The 18,310-nt window shown below is 61.4% G+C and carries 18 protein-coding genes; 11 read left to right on the top strand and 7 right to left on the bottom strand.

Translation table 11 applies throughout. The features are described 5' to 3' along the window. Positions 1-229: 229 nt before the first annotated feature. The 5 genes from RCCGE510_RS20135 to RCCGE510_RS20115 all read right to left on the bottom strand — a co-directional run bounded on the left by RCCGE510_RS20135 (position 230) and on the right by RCCGE510_RS20115 (position 4,285). A complete protein-coding gene (locus RCCGE510_RS20135) occupies positions 230-838 on the bottom strand; it encodes a PRC-barrel domain-containing protein (protein ID WP_007632994.1) in 609 nt (202 codons plus the stop codon). 226 nt (positions 839-1,064) lie between these two features. Then, positions 1,065-1,952 carry an SMP-30/gluconolactonase/LRE family protein gene (locus RCCGE510_RS20130; RefSeq protein ID WP_007632991.1) on the bottom strand — a complete coding sequence of 296 codons (888 nt, stop codon included), beginning with the start codon at positions 1,950-1,952 and terminating at the stop codon, positions 1,065-1,067. After that, the gene (locus RCCGE510_RS20125) at positions 1,949-2,590 is read right to left on the bottom strand and encodes a 2-dehydro-3-deoxy-6-phosphogalactonate aldolase (RefSeq protein ID WP_007632989.1); all 642 of its coding nucleotides are present in this window, start codon (positions 2,588-2,590) and stop codon (positions 1,949-1,951) included. Before RCCGE510_RS20125 ends, RCCGE510_RS20130 begins: the two co-directional genes overlap by 4 nt. 13 nt (positions 2,591-2,603) lie before the next feature. Continuing rightward, entirely contained in the window at positions 2,604-3,518 is a 915-nt protein-coding gene (locus RCCGE510_RS20120; RefSeq protein WP_007632988.1) for a 2-dehydro-3-deoxygalactonokinase, read from the bottom strand. After that, the gene (locus RCCGE510_RS20115) at positions 3,518-4,285 is read right to left on the bottom strand and encodes an SDR family oxidoreductase (RefSeq protein ID WP_007632978.1); all 768 of its coding nucleotides are present in this window, start codon (positions 4,283-4,285) and stop codon (positions 3,518-3,520) included. Before RCCGE510_RS20115 ends, RCCGE510_RS20120 begins: the two co-directional genes overlap by 1 nt. Positions 4,286-4,393: 108 nt before the next feature. Between RCCGE510_RS20115 and RCCGE510_RS20110 the strand changes: the two genes are divergently transcribed. From RCCGE510_RS20110 to RCCGE510_RS20055, 11 genes are all read left to right on the top strand, one after another. Then, entirely contained in the window at positions 4,394-5,191 is a 798-nt protein-coding gene (locus tag RCCGE510_RS20110) for an IclR family transcriptional regulator (RefSeq protein ID WP_037079305.1), read from the top strand. 282 nt (positions 5,192-5,473) lie between these two features. Beyond that, positions 5,474-6,208 (top strand): LuxR family transcriptional regulator, encoded by a 735-nt coding sequence (locus tag RCCGE510_RS20105; protein WP_007632976.1) that lies wholly within the window; start codon positions 5,474-5,476, stop codon positions 6,206-6,208. 642 nt (positions 6,209-6,850) lie between these two features. Continuing rightward, positions 6,851-8,041: an Mrp/NBP35 family ATP-binding protein gene (locus RCCGE510_RS20100; RefSeq protein ID WP_007632975.1), complete on the top strand. Its 1,191-nt coding sequence runs from the start codon at positions 6,851-6,853 to the stop codon at positions 8,039-8,041. A 476-nt stretch (positions 8,042-8,517) separates the two neighbouring features. Continuing rightward, positions 8,518-9,495: a magnesium transporter CorA family protein gene (locus tag RCCGE510_RS20090; RefSeq protein WP_007632972.1), complete on the top strand. Its 978-nt coding sequence runs from the start codon at positions 8,518-8,520 to the stop codon at positions 9,493-9,495. Between the two features lie 18 nt (positions 9,496-9,513). After that, positions 9,514-11,412, top strand: a complete 1,899-nt coding sequence (locus RCCGE510_RS20085; RefSeq protein ID WP_007632971.1) for a potassium transporter Kup — start codon at positions 9,514-9,516, stop codon at positions 11,410-11,412. A gap of 297 nt (positions 11,413-11,709) precedes the next feature. Beyond that, positions 11,710-12,957, top strand: a complete 1,248-nt coding sequence (locus RCCGE510_RS20080) for a cell wall hydrolase (RefSeq protein WP_192815331.1) — start codon at positions 11,710-11,712, stop codon at positions 12,955-12,957. A gap of 272 nt (positions 12,958-13,229) precedes the next feature. Beyond that, a complete protein-coding gene (locus tag RCCGE510_RS20075; protein ID WP_007632969.1) occupies positions 13,230-13,568 on the top strand; it encodes a F0F1 ATP synthase assembly protein in 339 nt (112 codons plus the stop codon). 63 nt (positions 13,569-13,631) lie between these two features. Beyond that, positions 13,632-14,384 carry a F0F1 ATP synthase subunit A gene (locus RCCGE510_RS20070; RefSeq protein WP_007632968.1) on the top strand — a complete coding sequence of 251 codons (753 nt, stop codon included), beginning with the start codon at positions 13,632-13,634 and terminating at the stop codon, positions 14,382-14,384. 68 nt (positions 14,385-14,452) lie between these two features. Beyond that, entirely contained in the window at positions 14,453-14,680 is a 228-nt protein-coding gene (locus RCCGE510_RS20065) for a F0F1 ATP synthase subunit C (RefSeq protein ID WP_007632966.1), read from the top strand. Positions 14,681-14,757: 77 nt separating this feature from the next. Further along, positions 14,758-15,381, top strand: a complete 624-nt coding sequence (locus tag RCCGE510_RS20060; RefSeq protein ID WP_007632965.1) for a F0F1 ATP synthase subunit B — start codon at positions 14,758-14,760, stop codon at positions 15,379-15,381. Positions 15,382-15,384: 3 nt separating this feature from the next. Continuing rightward, complete coding sequence (locus RCCGE510_RS20055; protein WP_007632964.1) at positions 15,385-15,876, top strand: F0F1 ATP synthase subunit B; 492 nt, start codon at positions 15,385-15,387, stop codon at positions 15,874-15,876. Between the two features lie 296 nt (positions 15,877-16,172). Here the strand turns inward: RCCGE510_RS20055 and RCCGE510_RS20050 are convergent, their stop codons facing one another. Together RCCGE510_RS20050 and RCCGE510_RS20045 are read right to left on the bottom strand one after the other, a co-directional pair. Beyond that, entirely contained in the window at positions 16,173-16,862 is a 690-nt protein-coding gene (locus tag RCCGE510_RS20050; protein WP_007632963.1) for a ribonuclease HII, read from the bottom strand. Between the two features lie 276 nt (positions 16,863-17,138). Further along, positions 17,139-18,296 carry a PA0069 family radical SAM protein gene (locus RCCGE510_RS20045; protein ID WP_007632962.1) on the bottom strand — a complete coding sequence of 386 codons (1,158 nt, stop codon included), beginning with the start codon at positions 18,294-18,296 and terminating at the stop codon, positions 17,139-17,141. Positions 18,297-18,310 lie beyond the last annotated feature (14 nt).

Raw genomic sequence — 18,310 nt, 5'->3', positions numbered from 1 at the left:
AATGCCGGGACTAAACACCTAGAGCATGATGCCGAGACATCATGCTCTAACTCTCTAATTTAGAACAGGATTCAGATTCCAGGCAGCCGACCGACCCGGAAATCATCCTTTTCTAAGCAACGGCACAGCAAAAAGCGATGGCACCCCTAGGAGCACCATCGCCTACGCTATACGACCCGCGCGGGTACTTGGACCAAGTGTCCTCGGCCCGAGTCTGTTTGGCCCTGGCTTACTTGGCGGTCGTCGAGCCAGTGGCCGTGGTATCGGTGCCGGTCGCCGCCGGGGCCTTTTCAGCTGACTGCATGGCCAGCGTCTTGAACTCAGGGGCGGCCTTCAGCGATTCGGCGGTTTCATCAGTCGTCAGCTTGACGCTGCCGTCCTGAGTGTTCTGAGCGACGGTGATCTTCTCCATCGGCACGGCGACGTTCTTTTCGCCGATGCCGAGGAAGCCGCCGACGCCGACGATCGCAGCAACGAAACCGCCGTCCTTCTTGAGGATCAGGTCGTTGACGCTGCCGATGCTTTCATTGTTGCCGTTATAGACCGACTGGCCGATATAGGTGTTGGCGCTGACCTGGTCCGGAGACTGCTCCGTGATATAGCCGGCCTGAGCCGTGTCTGCCGTCGGTGCTGCGGCCGGAGCCTGTGCGGCATCGCCTGACGGCTTGGTAACGTCAGGGGTGATCGGCGGCTTCGGGGCCGCCGGATCGGCAGGCGCTGCCTGCGTCGAAGCGGCTGGATCCGCCGGCTGCGGGGCCGCCTGCGAGAATGCCGCCGGTGCGAAAGCCGTGGCAAACAGTGCGCCAGCGGCAACGGTCGTCAAGAGTTTGCGTGTCATTTCGAACCTACCTTCATTTTCCTGGAGTAGTCGCTGACCCGGCAATATCTGTGTCATTGCCGCGCCGGTTCGAAGGGAAAATGACTGGTGCGCCGATTGGTTCCGGTTGAAAATACGGAAAATTTCTCGATTTTCACGGAACATTTTTCAAGAGGCGATGGCCGAAATGCGAAAAGGCGCCCCGGTCGGGAGCGCCTCTGGCAAGTAAATTCAGGTGATCCGATGTTCAGATGACATAGACCGGATCGAACACGCCTTTGACCTCGATGCCGAGTTCCAGCAACGCGCCGGCGCTGGGCTGCGCAGAGCGGGCATCCTCGTCCAACCCTTCCCAGGCGGTCGTCACCGCCAGCCGATCGGCGTTGACGCCGATGAAGGCAGGGCAGGAGGGCTGGACGGCGGGAACCTTGTAGCGCGAGATGCGCAGGCCATCGGGATTGTAACGGTCGACGACGCCGGCGCCCCAGCGCGAATTCCAGATATAACCGTCGGCATCGACCACCGAGCCGTCGATGTCGCCGGGCTCGTTGGCGCTGTCGACCAGCACAATCGGCTCGCCGGAGGGCAGACCGGTCTGCGGATCGACCATGACGCGCATCAGCCGGTTGAGGCGGGAATCCGTATAATAGCCGATCGTGCCGTCAGGCGAGAAGCAGATCGAATTCGGGATGCTGATGCCGTTGAAGATCTTCGTCACCTTGCCGCTGGCGACATGATAGATAGCCCCGGCCTGGTTTTCCGCCCGCTTGCTCATTGTGCCGATCCAGAGCGCGCCGGAAGGATGGGTGCGGCCGTCGTTCGAACGATTTTCCGGCCTGTCGTTTTCGAGCGCGGCGTAAAAAGTGAGGTTGCCGGTGGCCACATCGCGGACGAAAAGCCCTTCTTCCGTCGCGATCAGTTGTCGTCCGGCATCGATACGGGCAAGAACGCTGGCCATGGCGGGCAACGGGTGTACCTTTTTCGCGCTCGTCGAAAGATTGAGCTCGTGCAGTTCCTTGCCGAGGATGTTGAACCACCAGACGGTATTGCTGTCCGGATCATAGGTCGGGCCTTCGCCGAGAACGGAATTGGTGTTGCAAAGGGTCTTGCCCTCGAACTCGTAGATATCGGTCATACGCTCACGCTCCCAATGGCTGCATCATAGGCGTAGATGGTCGCCTTGGCGCGCTCGGCAACCTCTGCCGCGGTCATTCCCGGCTTGTAGAGGCTGGTGCCGAGGCCGAAGGAGAAGATGCCGGCCTTGGTATAATCGCCGAAATTCTTGTCTGATACGCCGCCGACGGCAGCAATCACCAGCTCCGGCGGCAGGATGGCCCGGATCGCCGTAATGCCGGAAGGGCCGAGCACGCTGGCCGGAAAGAATTTGAGACCAGTGGTGCCGGCGCGGGCGGCGGCCAGCGCTTCGGTCGGCGTAAAGACGCCCGGCATCGTCACCATGCCGTATTCGCGGGCCCGGATGATCACCTCGGGCTCGACATTCGGCGTGACCAGCAGCTTGCCGCCGGCTGCATGCAGGCTGTCGACCGCCTCGACCGTCAGCACAGTGCCGGCGCCGATCAGCACCTCGGCTGGTGCCATCTTCGCGGCGATCTCGATGGATTTGAATGGTTCGGGCGAGTTCAGCGGAATCTCGATCGCCGTCAGGCCATTGTCGATCAAGGCGCCGACGATGCTCTCGGTCTCGTCAGGACGGATGCCGCGAAGGATGGCGATCAGCGGGCGTTTCATCTCGGGGAAGGGGATACGGTTCATCGTGTCAGCTTTCTCAATTCGGCCAGATGGTTTCGGCAGCGGCCGAAAGCCCGCGGCGCACGGCGGCGTCCGCATCGATGGCGGTGAAGGCGAGGGAGAGTGTTCTGAACGCCTGTTCGTAGAGCGCCTGCAGGCGTCCCGAAGCGACGAGGGTGATGTCTGGGTTGGCCGCATCCTGCAGCGCGCCGGCGATTTCGAGGCCGATCAGCGTGCCGGAAAGCCGGGCTTGCGCGGCCGCGGCGGACATGCCGTGCAGGAGCTGGCCCGATCGGGCGGTAAACAGCAGGTTGGAGGCAAGTGCTGGACGCTGGAAAGCGGCCGATACTGCCGCCTCGAAGGCCGCCGTGTCCGCCGGCTGCTCTTCCGCACCGGCAACGGCATGCGAAAGGATCGTGTGTTTGCTGATGACATCGAACAGTTCGCCGGTCATGAAGGTCGAAAAGCCGGTGACCTTGCTATCCCTGACATGCACCCATTTCGAATGGGTGCCGGGCATGCAGACCGCCTGGGCGCCCGAGCTTGCGGTGCCGAGCGCGCCGAGAAGCTGGGTTTCCTCGCCGCGCATGACGTCGGGCGTGGCGATGTCCCGCTGGGCAAGGCCCGGCAGGATGCGGATGTCGCGGCTTTCGCCAGGCACGCGGACCGCGGCAGTCAGGATCGAGGTGAGCGGGGCCGGCACGTCGATATAACCGGCCTCGACCCAGCCCTGCCGAGCGCCGGCCATGCCGCAGACGATCACCGGCAGGTTTTCCGGCGCCTCGACGGCAGTGAGATGGCCTGATAGCACTTGGGAAAAGCCGGTCTTTGCTGCGCTCGTCATGCCTTCGCCGCTGCGGCGCTCGGCCAGGATACTGCCGTCCCCGGCGATCAGCCAGAGCCGGAAACTGCTGGTGCCCCAGTCCACCGCGACATAAGCGGGATTTGCCATTACAGAACGCCTCCATCGACAATCAGTGACTGGGCGGTCATTCCAGCCGCGCAGTCGGATGCAAGAAACAGGCAGGGACCGACGATCGCGTCGGCCTGGAGCGGAATTTTCAGGCACTGCTGCTCGACCGAGTGCGCAATGCTCTCCTCCGTCAGCCAGAACTGCATCTGCCGTTCGGTGACGACCATGCCGGGCAGGATGCAATTGACCCGGATGTTCTCCGGCCCGAGCCTGCCAGCCATGCTCTTCGTCAACCCGACGACCGCAGCCTTCGCCGCCGCATAGGAGGGAAAACCGCCCATGTTCAGTTTGAAGGCGATCGACGACATGTTGATGATCGCCCCGCCGCCGGCCGCCCGCATCGACGGCGCCACCGCCTGCGAGGCGAAGAATACATGCCGCAAATTGACCGCCTGGTTGTTGTCCCAATAGGCCTCGGTCACCGCGTCGAAATCATGACGGTCGTCCCACGCGGCATTGTTGACCAATACGCGGATCGGCCCCGAGCTGGCAACGACGGTCTCGACCGTGCGCCGGATCGCCTCGATGTCGCGCAGGTCGGCATGGTGAAAGGAGACCGGATGCGCAGTCGCTTGCGATAGCCGTTCGGCGAGCTCGCCGCCCGCCGCCTCGGCGATATCGATGAATGAGACCTTGGCGCCTTGGCGCGCGAAACCTTCGACGATCGCAGCACCTATGCCCGATCCGCCGCCGGTCACCAGCACGGCTCGGTCTTTAAACTCGGGAAATTGTGCTGCAGGCATCATGGTCACTGTCTCCTCCCAAGTTTGCTGTTATTCCATTATTTGGAACTCAATTTGACTATATGGAATTATCGAATTATGCTGGCCTTTCTGTCAAGGGTGGATGAGGCGATGAATTCGAGCGGCGAGGGCGCAACGCAGGCACGCGAGACCGGCACGCTCGGCAAACTGATGGTTCTGCTCGATCTCGTCACTCATGCGGATGCGCCGCTGCGTTTTACCGATATCCTGGCCCTTGCCGGCCAGCCGCGCGGCACATTGCATCGCCAGCTGAGCCATTTGCTGGAGGAGGGTCTGCTCGAGCTCGATGGCGACGGCCGTTATGCGCCGGGCCTGCGCCTGCTCGATTTCGCCGCGCGCAGCTGGGCGCGCAACGAATTCCGGCTGATTGCCGAACCGCACCTTTCCGATCTGCAGCAGGCGACCGGCGAGACGGTGCATCTCGGTGTTCTCAGGGGTCAGTCGATCATCTATCTCGATAAGGTCGACGGTCGTCAGCCGGTGCGCATGTATTCGCAGATCGGCAATGCCTCGCCCTGTTACTGCACCGGGGTCGGTAAGGCCGCGCTCTCGCTGCTTCCGGCCGAAGGCCTCGTCGATCTTCTCGCCGGCTTGAGCTTCACCAGCTTCACCGCCTCGACCCATGTCTCAGCCGAAACGCTGCTGGCGGAAATCCGCGAGATTGCCGTTGAGGGTTATGCTTTCGACCGTGAGGAACATGAAGCCGGTATCCGTTGTGTCGCCGCACCCGTCTGGTCGCAGGATCGCAGCTTTATCGGTGGCATTTCGATCACCGGCCCTGCCTACCGCTTGTCGATGGAACTTCTGCGACAATGGGCCGTTCCGGTTCAGCTGGCGGCTGGGAGGATCATGGAAGACATGCGCATCCGCCTCGGCCCACGCCGCTAGAACATATGCTGCAAAACTGCGCTGCGGTTTTCGAACGACATCCTGTTGTTACGAAAAAATTGCTCTCCGCCCCTTGCCGAATGCGATCTGAGAGCATGCTTATGATGAGGGCGATATTGAGATTTGCCGGCGAATCACGACAACTGCAAATAGTCCGCGAAATCGATTAATCACTTGCCGGCCGAACGCTGCATGCCGAGGCCGATTCCGTTTGATCCAGCCAGCGATCGTCATTCCCCGATGCAATCGAACCGGCCGCTGTGCCGAAGATGAAGAAATGTGATGGCACCCTTGTCGCAAACATCCCCGGAAGACGACGACTACATCAAGGAAATAGCGGGCCTGAAGACTCAATTCGATATTTTCCGGTTCCTGAAACGCGTGACCGAAGCCTATCGCAGCCGAGCCTTCATGGTTCTCAACCTGCCGCCGATCACCTCTCTGGATATCCAGGGCAGCACCGTCATCACCAGCTGGCCGGCCGAGCTTCTGGCGCTCTACGACCAGGAGGGCCTGCTGGTGAACAGCCCGGTTCTGAGACGCCTCAGAACATCGGCGCGGCCCTTCTCCTATGACATGTCGCGCCAGAACTGGTCGCGGGACGACGGCAAGTCCGTCCTCGTCACCGCGCTGTTCGAACGGTTCAGGATGATGCGCGGCGCCTATTTCCCGACGCATGAGCCATCCGGCCTGCGCGGCGCCATCTCCTTCACCGGCGACCGCGAGCCTTTCAGCCCGGCGGAGATGCGTGACCTCTGCTACATCTCTATCCATGTCTACGACAGGCTCGCCGAGATCCGCAACCTCGATACGCGCCTGACGGACACGCTGACCGACCGGGAAATCGATTGCCTCAACTGGACGGCGGCCGGCAAGACCAGTGCGGAAATCGCCGAGATCCTCACCCTCTCCGAGCACACGGTCAATCACTACCTCAACCGCGCCACCAAGAAGCTCGACACGGTCAACCGCACCCAGGCGGTCGCCAAGGCGCTGCGCATCGGCCTGATCAAATAAGTTGCAAAAAGCACGGCATGGTTTCGCCGCCGCCCAGCACTTGGGCATTTCCTTGCCGTTATCGCCATCCTCAGACCGCTTTTGTGCCATTTCCGCCCGATTTCCGTCTGGCACGCTTTCTGCATCTCTTTTGCCAAAAGGCCCAGAGGGGACTTGGACCAGCGCCAGGAAATGGCGCGGCCGACACACCACCGCCCGACGCCGATGCCGCTTTTCCAAACCCTTCGGTGTCGGCGGCGGTTGTTGCGTTTTGGCACCGCTCGCGTCGCAGCTGTTGGTGATCTGGCCTTTCCCCTTCGTTTTTCGCTGGCCTTTTTGTCGGCTTGCTCTAGTTCGCCCCGGATTGCGCCGGTTCTCGGGGAGACCGTTGCGGCCATCAGGGCGAAAGCCCGGCGGACTTGATGGCCGCAACGGACTGCCGATTTCCCCCGCGCTTTTTTCCTGGCCGGAAAATCGATTTTCCCTGCGATGATTTTGTTTGGCGAAGGCGTCCACCTCCACTATCTCTACTGCATGATTTTAGTCTTGATCGGAATCGATGAAGGCTGAAATCATGCAGCAATTCAGAATACTACAGCGCTCCTTGCGCGTCTTGAAAGACGCGCGGCGCTCTAGTCTGCGAGAAGAAGCAATGAGGGTGGAATGACCGACGTCACCAAGGAACAGGTTCTCGAGACGCTGAAGACCGTGCGTGGACCGGATCTCGAGCGCGATATCGTCGAGCTCGGCATGGTTTCCGACGTCTTCATTTCCGACGGCAAGGTTTATTTCTCCATCACCGTTCCGGCTGATCGCGCCAAGGAGCTGGAGCCGATGCGGCTCGCCGCCGAGCGCGTCATCAAGGCAATGCCTGGTGTCAAGGGCGCGCTCGTCACACTGACCGCAGATAAGAAGGCGGCCGCCGCCGCTCCGGCCGCCCGCCCAGTGCCGAACCCGCCGCACGGCCATGCCGGCCACGATCACCAACATGATCACCAACATGATCACAAGGGCCACGCCCATGCCCCGCAACAGCCCCCGCGAGCCGGCAAGATCGGCGTTCCCGGCATCGGCGCCATTATCGCCGTCGCCTCGGGCAAGGGTGGAGTCGGCAAGTCGACCACTGCCGTCAACCTGGCGCTCGGGCTGCTTGCCAATGGCCTTCGCGTCGGCATTCTCGATGCCGATATCTACGGTCCCTCGATGCCGCGGCTCTTAAAAATATCCGGCCGTCCGACGCAGATCGACGGCCGCATCATCAATCCGATGGAGAATTACGGCCTCAAGGTCATGTCGATGGGTTTCCTCGTCGACGAGGAGACGGCGATGATCTGGCGCGGCCCGATGGTCCAGTCGGCACTGCTGCAGATGCTGCGCGAAGTCGCCTGGGGTGAACTCGACGTGCTCGTCGTCGACATGCCGCCCGGCACCGGCGACGCGCAGCTGACCATGGCCCAGCAGGTACCGCTTGCCGGTGCCGTCATCGTCTCCACGCCGCAGGATCTGGCGCTGATCGATGCCCGCAAGGGCCTCAACATGTTCCGCAAGGTCGAGGTGCCGGTGCTCGGCATCGTCGAAAATATGAGCTATTTCATCGCCCCCGATACCGGCACGCGCTACGATATCTTCGGCCATGGCGGCGCCCGCAAGGAGGCCGAGCGCATCGGCGTGCCCTTTCTCGGCGAAGTGCCGCTGACGATGAACATCCGTGAAACCTCCGATGCCGGCACGCCGCTCGTCGCCTCCGAGCCGAACGGTGTCGTCGCCGGCATCTATCGCGGCATCGCCGCTAAGGTCTGGGAACAGGTCAGTGGCCAGCCGCTGCGTCCTGCTCCGGCGATCGTCTTCGAATAAGCCCTGTCGTCAAAAAGTGTGCAGCAGCTCCAGGCACGCGCAGAACCGAGACTTTCCAACCTCGAATCACCGCGGCGGATATCCGGAATTGTGAGGGAAACGTGGTGAAAAGCCGCGGATCACGGAAGGAGCCTTGATTATTTCATGGCTTTGCTTCATATGCCGCGGCGCCATGATGGCGTTTGCTGCAGATGCTCAATGACGGCCATCTTCGTTTTCGAAGGGTCGCCTCGCCTGCAAGTTCGGAGTTGTCTTGTCGATCGAAGGATTGGTAGCTGCGATGCGGTGGAGCACAATGCGCATGCCGGCCGTTGAGGTTGCATGCAGCCGGAGTTGTATGAACTTTCTTGATCCGCTTTCGCTTCGAGCTACGTACACGAGCGACCATCGCGTTGCCGCGCTGTCGGTCGCATGGAAAGGCTTTCGATGAAAAGCGCAATGGCCGCGAAGCGTCGTGAGCATCGGAGAGGCTGCCGGTGATCACCGCTTACTGTTCCAATTGCACGTCGGTGGAGATCCGCGATCTGTCGCATGCCGCATCCTTTCCTGGGGATGTCGTATGGATCGACATGATTGAGCCGACCCGCGACGAGGAGCTCTATGTCGAGAAGGTTCTTGGCATCGAGGTTCCGACCCGTGACGACCTCAAGGATATCGAGCCTTCCGCCCGTCTCTATGTGGAAAACGACGCCGTCTTCATGACCGGCTCGCTCCTCTGGAAGGCTGATACCGAGGCGCCGACGCTGACCGATGTCGCCTTCATCCTGGCCGGAAACCGGCTGGTCACCATCCGCTACGCCCATCCCAAATCCTTTGCGCTGTTCATCGCCGCCCTTCACCGGCTGCCGGAAAACTGGCGCAGCGGTGCTGCCCTTCTCGCCAAGCTGCTGGAGACGATCGTCGACCGCACCGCCGAAATCCTCGAGGTTTCGATCTCGCGCCTCGACATCTTGTCGATGCACGTCTTCGGCGACCGGGCGAAGAAGACGCGCAAGCCCTCGAATTACCTCGAGGAGAAGTTGCGGGATATCGCCGGCCATCACCGAATGATCAGCAAGGTGCGCGACAGCCTCGGTTCGCTTTCCCGGCTGCTGACCTTCTTTCACACCATCCCGGCGATCCAGCAGGACCGCGAGGCGAAGGAGCTCTGCCGCACCGTCTCGCGCGATATCCAGTCGCTGTCGGAGCATGCCTCCTTCGTCGCAGGCAACATCACCTTCCTGCTCGACGCGTCGCTCGGTCTGATCAACATCGAGCAGAATTCGATCATCAAGATTTTCTCGATCGCCTCGGTGGTGTTCTTGCCGCCGACATTGGTCGCCTCCGTCTATGGTATGAATTTTCAGGTCATGCCGGAGCTGGCCTGGGCTGCGGGTTATCCCTATTCGCTGGCCCTGATGGTGGTCTCCGCCGTCATCCCCTTTTTCTTTTTCCGCTGGAAAGGCTGGCTCTGAGGAGCCTGTTGCAACTTCATGTCCGAAGAGAGCCATCCGAACGAATCCCAGATGACGCCGAAAAAGCTGTTCTATCTGACGCTGGGGTCCGTCGGCGTCGTCTACGGCGATATCGGCACCAGCCCGCTCTACGCGTTTCGCGAAGCGCTGAAGCCCGTCGCTCATGACGGCGTCACCCGCTTCGAGGTCATCAGCCTGATTTCACTGATGATCTGGGCGCTGACGATCATCGTCACCATCAAATATGTGCTTTTCCTGCTGCGCGCCGACAACGAGGGGGAGGGCGGCACGCTGTCGCTGCTTGCTCTTCTGATGAAGACCGCCAATGGCCATACCGCCATACTGATGCTGCTCGGCCTGATGGGTGCTGCCCTCTTCCTCGGCGATGCGATGATCACGCCGGCCCTTTCGGTGCTCTCGGCCGTCGAAGGCCTGAAGCTCGTCACGCCGAGGCTCTCGGAATATATCGTGCCGATCTCGGTGGTAATCCTGGCGCTGCTCTTCGTCGTGCAATCGCGCGGCACCGGCGCCGTCGCCAAGTTCTTCGGCCCGATCACCGCCGTCTGGTTCATCGTCATCGCCGCCGCCGGCATATCGCATATCTCGGACGACTACGGCATCCTTGCCGCCTTTAACCCGTATTATGCCGTCAGCTTCCTGCTGCATGAGGGCTTTTATGGCGTCGTCGTGCTTGGTGCCGTCTTCCTGACGGTGACGGGCGCCGAGGCGCTTTATGCCGATCTCGGCCATTTCGGCCGCCGGCCGATTCAATGGGCCTGGTTTGCGCTGGTGTTTCCGTCGCTGACGCTGAACTATCTCGGGCAGGGCGCTCTCGTGCTCGGCAAGCCGGAGACGATGTCCGATCCCTTCTATCTGATGTTTCCGCAATGGGCGCTGCTGCCGGTCGTCATCCTGGCGACCGCCGCGACGATCATCGCCAGCCAGGCCGTCATCACCGGCGCCTTCTCGCTGGTGCGTCAGGGCATCAACCTCGGCTTCCTGCCGCGGATGGAAATCCTCTTCACCTCGGAAACCAATACCGGCCAGATCTTCGTGCCTTCGGTCAATGCCGTGCTGTTCATCGGCGTCATCTTCCTGGTCCTGAGTTTCAAGACGTCGGACGCGCTGGCGACCGCCTATGGCATCTCCGTCACCGGTGCCATGGTCGTCACCTCGATCATGGCCTTCGAATTCGTTCGCGCCCGCTGGAACTGGTCGCTTCCGGTTGCGGTAATCGCGCTCGCGCCGCTGGTCGTGCTCGAATTGATCTTCCTCGGCGCCAACCTTTTGAAGATCCACGATGGCGGCTATATCCCGATCCTGATCGCCACGGCCTTTACCGTCGTCATGTGGACCTGGCGCCGCGGCACCGCGATCCTGATGGAAAAGACCCGCCACACTGATATTCCGCTCGCCTCCTTTGTCAGTTCGATCGAGCGCAAGAGCGAACATTCGCCGGCCCAGGTTCCGGGCACCGCGATATTCCTGACCAGCGATCCGGAATCGGCCCCCGCCGCCTTGCTGCACAATCTCAAGCACAACCATGTGCTTCACGACCGCAACGTCATCCTGACGATCCGCACCGTCAACAAGCCGCGCGTCCCCAGCCAGGACCGCTACAAGGTCGAGCCGATTTCCGAGCGCTTCTCCCGCGTCGAACTGCTCTTCGGATTCATGGAATCGCAGAACGTCTCGCAGGCCTTGGCGACGCTGCGCAAGACCGGTCTGAAGTTCGACATCATGTCGACCTCCTTCTATCTCGGCCGCCGCAAGCTTGTGCCGGACGCCAAGTCGGGCATGCCTTACTGGCAGGATCGGCTTTACATCGCGCTCGCCAACGCCGCCGCCAACCCCTCGGACTACTTCCGCCTGCCGGCCAACCGCGTGGTGGAACTGGGGTCGCACGTGATTATTTGATGCATGGGGCAAAGACCCCGCCCCAAACCCCTCCCCACAAGGGGGAGGGGCTTAACCTGTTGCTCCGACGCTTCCCACATCATCGGTTCATCCTCAGAAAGGCCAATGTTTGCTGCGGGCGAGCGCCGCAAATTAGTCCCTCCCTCTTGTGGGGAGGGGTTGGGGAGGGGCCTTTCGCTGGCTTCGACACATCTCATCCCAAGCAATTATCAGCCACATTAGAACATCAAAATGTTCTCATGGTCACATTCCGGCACGCCCCGTTAACCGGACGTCAAGGTTAATGCGAGATTTTCGATCCAATGGTCCCGCGTCCCAGGCCCGGAGTTGGTGTTGCGTCGAAAGAGCTCTTCCCGTAGCAAGCTGCGTGTTCTTCCCGAGAACTGGGTATCCCCTGCGATCTTCGGTCTCGCCGGCTGGCTGATATTCCCGAGCGTCGCATCCCATGCCGATCTCGCCGCCATGCTGGCCGGCCTCGATCATGAGGGTGGGAACTGGCGCATGGTGCTGACCAATTCGCCGGCTGGCTCCATCCATCAGGCCGAACTTGCCTTCGCCGACCCGACGGTGACGGGCACGATTTCGTCAGGCGCCGGCATGGTGCTTCCCGATGGCCGCAAGGTTGCTTTCTCCGCCACGGACAAGGGCTCTGCCAATGACAAGGGCACCGCCAAGGACAAGGGCCACGAGGACACACCGGACGAGGATCGTGTCAACCGCGCCACCAAGAAGGGCCGCGTCGTCGCCGTCGAGAAGATGCAGCCGCCGAAGGATTTTTCCGCCGGCTCTATCCTCGAGCGCACCAAGATGCTGTTCACCCCGAGCTTCGATCTCAAGGACAGGTCGGCCTTCGCCAAGCCGAAGATCCAGGGCAAGGAAATCGAGATCGCCACATCTTTCTATAAGAAACAGCCGGTGGTGACCGATGACGGCGTGCCGGCAATGCTTGCAAGCCTCGTCACCAGCGACAAGGCCGATGTGCTTGCCACTGCCTATGGGCCGGCCGCACCCGACTATTCCCGCCAGTCGCCGTTCGATTCCATTCTGACCGAGCAGGGCAGCGGCCGCTTCGTTCCGGAGATCGGCCCGCGCGACCATGCCTGGGCCGCCAGCATATTGGCGCCGAGCGTCTTTTCCGCCCGCGAACAGCAGTGCCTTGCCTCCGGCATCTATTTCGAGGCGCGTGGAGAATCGGTGAAGGGCCAGGCGGCGGTCGCCCAGGTCATCCTCAATCGTGTCCGCAACCCTTCCTATCCGAAAACCATCTGCGGCGTCGTCTACCAGAACGAGGATTGGCGCAACCGCTGCCAGTTTTCCTTCGCCTGCGACAGCATCAAGGACCGGGTGAACTCGGAATACCACTGGCGGATGGCCCGCGATGTAGCGATGGCGGTGACATCAGGCAGGATCTGGCTGCCCCAGGTAGGCTCTGCGACGCATTACCATGCCGTCTATGTCAGGCCGAAATGGGCAAAGACCATGGAAAAGGTCGGCCGTATCGGTCTTCACGTCTTCTATCGCACCTATGGCGGCGGCTGGAGCTGAGATAAATCGCCTGCCCAAGCCGATTTACCGGGCCTAAAAGCGGATTCTTTCCATCGAATTTAAGCGATCGACCAAAAATTGGTTTATCTCTTTGATTCGATGAAATTATTTTCTCGCTGGACAGACGCTGTCTACGCCTTGACTATACTAATCCCTAAAACTATGTTGCGCGCGACTTCAGAACGGGCCGGAAGGGTCTCAACCTTCGCGTCCGGGGTCCGAATGACCGGGGGTAACGGGAGTGCGGGCGACGGGCAGGCGAGGAGAGATCCATGGCGGACGACCGCGAAGAAAGTCTTGAGAAGCGCCGTGCGCAACTGGAAGCGAAACTCGCGACCAAGCGCGTCGAGGTGGGGAAGGACGAGGCTAGGGAAGCCCGTGCCGAGGTAAGCCGCAAAGGTTATGCCCAGGCGATGAAGCTTTCCAGCGAGTTCATTTCCGCCATCGTCGTCGGTGCTGTCCTTGGCTATGTCTTCGACCGTTTTGTTGGCACGGCGCCTTGGGGGATGATTGTTCTTCTGCTTCTCGGATTCTGTGCCGGCGTTCTGAACGTGCTGCGTTCTGCGGGGGTGGTTGCCCATCCCTTGGACGACAAGGACGACAAGAAATAAGGACCGGTTCCGGTCTAGTGCAATGACCCCGCGTCCTGCGGGCCAAAGTAGAGAGAACAAGCGGTGTCTAACGATCCGACTCATCAGTTCCTGATCCATAAGATTGTGCCGATCGAAATCGGCGGAATTGATTTTTCGTTCACCAACGCATCGCTTTTCATGGCCGCCTCGGCTGCCGTTGCCGTCGGCTTCCTTTATTTCGCCACCTCGAACCGCGCCATCGTGCCGGGCCGTTCGCAGTCGGTCGCGGAAATGTCCTATGAATTCATCGCCAACATGCTGAAGGAAGGCGCCGGCAAGCAGGGAATGAAATTCTTCCCGCTGGTGTTCTCGCTGTTCATGTTCGTGCTGACGGCGAACCTGCTCGGTATGTTCCCGTATTTCTTCACGGTGACGAGCCAGATCATCGTGACCTTCGCCCTTGCCCTGCTGGTCATCGGCACTGTCGTCGTCTACGGTTTCTATAAGCACGGTTTCCGCTTCCTCAATCTCTTCGTGCCGCACGGCGTGCCGGGCGCGCTGCTGCCGCTGGTGGTGACGATCGAAATTATCTCCTTCCTGTCGCGTCCGATTTCACTCTCGGTTCGTCTTTTCGCCAACATGCTCGCCGGTCACATCACGCTCAAAGTGTTCGCAGGCTTCGTCGCCTCGCTTGGAACCCTGGGTGCTCTCGGTGTCGGCGGCGCCGTCCTTCCCCTCATCATGACCGTCGCCCTGACCGGTCTCGAGTTCCTCGTCGCCTTCCTTCAGGCTTACGTCTTCGCGGTGCTGACTTGCATGTACCTCAACGACGCAATCCATCCGGGCGGGCACTAAGGATAACGACATCGACGTCTCGAGGGCGTCAGTCATTCGCCGCAACAACCATTTCAAAGGAGTTCAACATGGAAGCGGAAGCAGCAAAGTACATCGGTGCAGGCCTGGCTTGCTTTGGTATGGCCGGTACGGCTCTCGGCCTCGGCAATATTTTCGGCAGCTACCTCTCCGGCGCACTGCGCAATCCGTCTGCCGCTGACAGCCAGTTCGGCCGTCTGGTATTCGGTTTCGCCGTTACGGAAGCTCTGGGCATCTTCTCGCTGCTCATCGCTCTCCTCCTCCTCTTCGCCGTCTGATATCGGCGAATAGATGGATCACGGCCTGCGAACGCAAGCCGTGATCCTTTGCATTTGCAGTCCACCTGGAGGTGAGAATGTTTTTTGTGACCCCGGCTTACGCTGAAGAAGCACCGGCGGCAGCGACGGGTACGGATGCGCATGCCGCTCCGGCCGCAGGCGAGGTCCATACCGAGACAGGTGTTGCCGAAGGCGGACACGCCCGAGGCCCTTTCCCGCCTTTCGATTCGACGACCTTCGCGTCTCAGCTGCTCTGGCTGGTGATTACGTTCGGCGCCTTCTATTTGCTCATGCAAAAGGTCATCGCGCCGCGCATCGGGGCGATCCTCGATCAGCGTCACACGCGCATTTCCCAGGATCTGGAAGAAGCAGGCCGCCTGAAGGCTGAAGCCGACGCTGCCGTCCGGACCTATGAAGGTGAACTGGCCGCTGCCCGCGCCAAATCCAACGCGATCGGTGCAGCCGCACGCGACGCCGCCAAGGCCAAGGCCGAAGAGGATCGCCGCGCTGTCGAGGCGAGCCTGTCGGAAAAGATCAAGGCTGCCGAGCTCCGCATCGGCGAGATCAAGGCCAAGGCCTTTGCCGACGTCGGCACCATCGCCGAAGAAACTGCGGCAGCCGTGGTCGATCAGCTGATCGGCGGCACCGTTGCCAAGGCCGATGTCACTGCCGCCGTCGCGGCAGTCAAGAAGGAGGCTTGATCGATGGAATTTGCTTTTGACGCGACTTTCTTCGCCTTTGTCGGCCTCGTCCTCTTCCTGGCGCTGGTCGTCTACCTGAAGGTTCCGGGCATGATGGCACGGTCGCTCGACGACCGCGCCGACCAGATCCGCAACGAATTGGCCGAAGCCAAGCGTCTGCGCGAGGAGGCCCAGCACCTGCTCGCCGAATACCAGCGCAAGCGCAAGGAAGCGGAAGCCGAAGCGGCCCACATCGTTGCCGCCGCCGAGCGCGAAGCAGAAATGCTGACCACTGAGGCAAAGAAGAAGACGGAAGAATTCGTCGCCAACCGCACGGCGCTTTCCGAGCAGAAGATCAAGCAGGCCGAGGCCGAGGCGATGAAGGCGGTCCGTTCCGCTGCCGTCGATCTCGCAATCGCGGCCGCCGAAACGGTGCTTGCCAAGCGGGCTGATGCCAAGGTCCAGTCCGAACTCTTCGGCAATGCCGTCGGCCAGGTCAAGACACGGCTCAACTGAGCTGTATCGAATGGAATGAGAGCGAAGGCCGGGCATGTCCCGGCCTTTTCTTGTTGATAGACGTTTTACTCATTCCAGACTTATGCTGCTGTCGACCCGTTCGCGCCGACGGCTGCCCCTCACCCTAACCCTCTCCCCGTAAACGGGGCGAGGGGACGCGCCCTGCGAGACGTTGGCGAGGGACGGAGAGGTCGCGGCATATCCCCTTCGCCCCGTTTACGGGGAGAAGGTGCCGGCAGGCGGATGAGGGGCAGGCTCTCGGCAGTCTGGAGCCCAAGATTCTTCTTGCAGCAGACCTATTCCGAAATCAGCTCGTCCATCTCGGGACCGTCGTCGACCTTGCGCAGCGGCCGAAAACTCATCCGGTGCAGGGAGCAGGGGCCGTGTTTCTCGATGCCCGCGCGGTGCTGTGCCGTGCCGTAGCCCACATGTGCGGCAAAGCCGTAGTCAGGATACACTCGATGGACCCGGGCCATCATCCGGTCGCGCGTCACCTTGGCGACGATCGAGGCGGCGGCGATCGAAACCGAACGGGCATCACCTTTGACCACAGCCTGTCCCGGGCAATCGAGACCGGGCGGCACGTCGAGCCCGTCGGTCAGCACGTAGCTTGCCGGGATGGCGAGGCTGCAGATGGCGCGGCGCATGGCATCGAGGCTCGCCTTGCGGATATCGGTCTCGTCGATGCGCGTCGAGCTGGAGGAGGCGATCGCGACGGTGGCGGTCGCCAGGATCTGCACGAACAGCTCCTCACGCCGTTGCGCCGAAAGCTGCTTGGAATCGTTCAGCCCCTCGGGGATGCGCTTCGGATCGAGGATGACGGCGGCTGCGACGACCGGTCCGGCCAGCGGCCCACGGCCCGCCTCGTCGGCGCCGGCGACCGGCCAGTGGCCGGCCTTGCGGGCTTTGAGCTCCAGCCGGAAATCCGGCACCAGCGGAACCGCTTGGAAAAGCAGCGGAGAATCGGGTGGCGTGCGAGGTTTCATGCGGCTGAACCTCGCACGCCAACCCGATTGCCCGCAAGTCCCCGATCAGGGCGGCGGTCGGGGACCGGGTCCGGCGGATGGTGGCGGTCAGGCCCATCCGCGGGAATTGCGCTCGGAACTCGAAAACAGGGCGGTTTTTCGATGGGCCGATACGCAAGCTTCAAGCAATTCCAGGAAAACTGCTTTGCGGTTCCCCGTCCGGAATTGCGTAAAAGATCAAATCAATTCCAGGCAGAGCGCCAAGCGCTTTTGCCAAGAACTGCGTAAAACAAACGGTTACAGCAGCGACAGCTGCACGCCGCTGCCATCCGGCGGCACGAACAGATCGTCGCGCAACGGCATGCCGCGTCGCGTCAAGCCGAAACGTCTTGCCGCCATTTCAAAGCGCCGGGCGATCTGCCAGGCATAGGGACCGGCGCCCTTCATGCGCTTGCCGAATTCGGCATCGTAATCCTTGCCGCCGCGCATCGAGCGCACCAGCGACATCACATGCCGGTAACGATCGGGGTAATGTTGCAGCAGCCAGTCGCGAAACAGTGGGCTAACCTCGAGCGGCAGTCTCAGGATGACATAACTCGCCTCGGCGGCGCCGGCAGCCTTTGCCGATTCGAGGATGCGTTCCAGCTCGTGATCGTTCAACGCCGGGATCAGCGGGGCGGCCATCACAGCCGTCTGGATACCCGCTTCCGACAGCGCATGGATGGTCTCCAGCCGGCGCGGCGGCGTGGCGGCGCGCGGCTCCATCGTCCGGGCAAGCTTGCGGTCGAGCGTGGTCACGGAGATGCCGACGCGTACCAGGTTCTTTGCCGCCATATCCTGCAGAATATCGAGATCCCTCACGATCATCGCCGACTTGGTGACGATCGATACCGGATGGTTCGCCTTGTTCAAGACCTCGAGGATGCCGCGCATGACGCGCCACTCCTTCTCGATCGGCTGATAGGGATCGGTATTGGTACCGATCGCGATCGCCCGCACCTTGTAGCCCGGCTTGGCCAGTTCCCGCTCCAGCAGTTTTGCCGCGTCCGGTTTGGCAAACAGCTTCGTCTCGAAATCGAGCCCCGCCGAAAGCCCCATATAGGCGTGTGTCGGCCGGGCGAAACAATAGATGCAGCCATGCTCGCAGCCGCGATAGGGATTGATCGATCGGTCGAAGGGAATATCCGGCGATTCGTTGCGGGTGATAGCGGTGCGCGGCTTCTCGACCTGCACGTCCGTCTTGAACGGCGGAAGCTCTTCTAGCGTCTGCCAGCCGTCGTCGAAGGTCTCCCGCTGTTGCGCCTCGAACCGTCCGGTCGGGTTCAGTCCTGCCCCACGCCCGCGCCGCCGATCGACCTCGATCCGCAGGCCGGAAGACACGATCATCGCATCGGCAATATCTGCCGTATTGGCAGGCGCGAATGCGGCCTGCCCTGCCAGGGACTGCTCTCTCATCGGATTCTCCCGTG

This window comes from Rhizobium sp. CCGE 510, assembly GCF_000292525.1.
In the GTDB taxonomy this organism is placed as follows: Bacteria; Pseudomonadota; Alphaproteobacteria; order Rhizobiales; family Rhizobiaceae; genus Rhizobium.
The sequence above is the reverse complement of the archived record's forward strand: the minus strand, read 5'-3'. Positions and strand labels throughout refer to the sequence as shown.

What these genes read in the sequence shown, in the direction of transcription:
- RCCGE510_RS20135 (WP_007632994.1), bottom strand. Translation starts at nt 838, where the DNA reads ATGACACGCAAACTCTTGACGACCGTTGCCGCTGGCGCACTGTTTGCC.
- RCCGE510_RS20130 (WP_007632991.1), bottom strand. Translation starts at nt 1,952, where the DNA reads ATGACCGATATCTACGAGTTCGAGGGCAAGACCCTTTGCAACACCAAT.
- RCCGE510_RS20125 (WP_007632989.1), bottom strand. Translation starts at nt 2,590, where the DNA reads ATGAACCGTATCCCCTTCCCCGAGATGAAACGCCCGCTGATCGCCATC.
- RCCGE510_RS20120 (WP_007632988.1), bottom strand. Translation starts at nt 3,518, where the DNA reads ATGGCAAATCCCGCTTATGTCGCGGTGGACTGGGGCACCAGCAGTTTC.
- RCCGE510_RS20115 (WP_007632978.1), bottom strand. Translation starts at nt 4,285, where the DNA reads ATGATGCCTGCAGCACAATTTCCCGAGTTTAAAGACCGAGCCGTGCTG.
- RCCGE510_RS20110 (WP_037079305.1), top strand. Translation starts at nt 4,394, where the DNA reads ATGAATTCGAGCGGCGAGGGCGCAACGCAGGCACGCGAGACCGGCACG.
- RCCGE510_RS20105 (WP_007632976.1), top strand. Translation starts at nt 5,474, where the DNA reads ATGGCACCCTTGTCGCAAACATCCCCGGAAGACGACGACTACATCAAG.
- RCCGE510_RS20100 (WP_007632975.1), top strand. Translation starts at nt 6,851, where the DNA reads ATGACCGACGTCACCAAGGAACAGGTTCTCGAGACGCTGAAGACCGTG.
- RCCGE510_RS20085 (WP_007632971.1), top strand. Translation starts at nt 9,514, where the DNA reads ATGTCCGAAGAGAGCCATCCGAACGAATCCCAGATGACGCCGAAAAAG.
- RCCGE510_RS20075 (WP_007632969.1), top strand. Translation starts at nt 13,230, where the DNA reads ATGGCGGACGACCGCGAAGAAAGTCTTGAGAAGCGCCGTGCGCAACTG.
- RCCGE510_RS20065 (WP_007632966.1), top strand. Translation starts at nt 14,453, where the DNA reads ATGGAAGCGGAAGCAGCAAAGTACATCGGTGCAGGCCTGGCTTGCTTT.
- RCCGE510_RS20060 (WP_007632965.1), top strand. Translation starts at nt 14,758, where the DNA reads ATGTTTTTTGTGACCCCGGCTTACGCTGAAGAAGCACCGGCGGCAGCG.
- RCCGE510_RS20055 (WP_007632964.1), top strand. Translation starts at nt 15,385, where the DNA reads ATGGAATTTGCTTTTGACGCGACTTTCTTCGCCTTTGTCGGCCTCGTC.
- RCCGE510_RS20050 (WP_007632963.1), bottom strand. Translation starts at nt 16,862, where the DNA reads ATGAAACCTCGCACGCCACCCGATTCTCCGCTGCTTTTCCAAGCGGTT.
- RCCGE510_RS20045 (WP_007632962.1), bottom strand. Translation starts at nt 18,296, where the DNA reads ATGAGAGAGCAGTCCCTGGCAGGGCAGGCCGCATTCGCGCCTGCCAAT.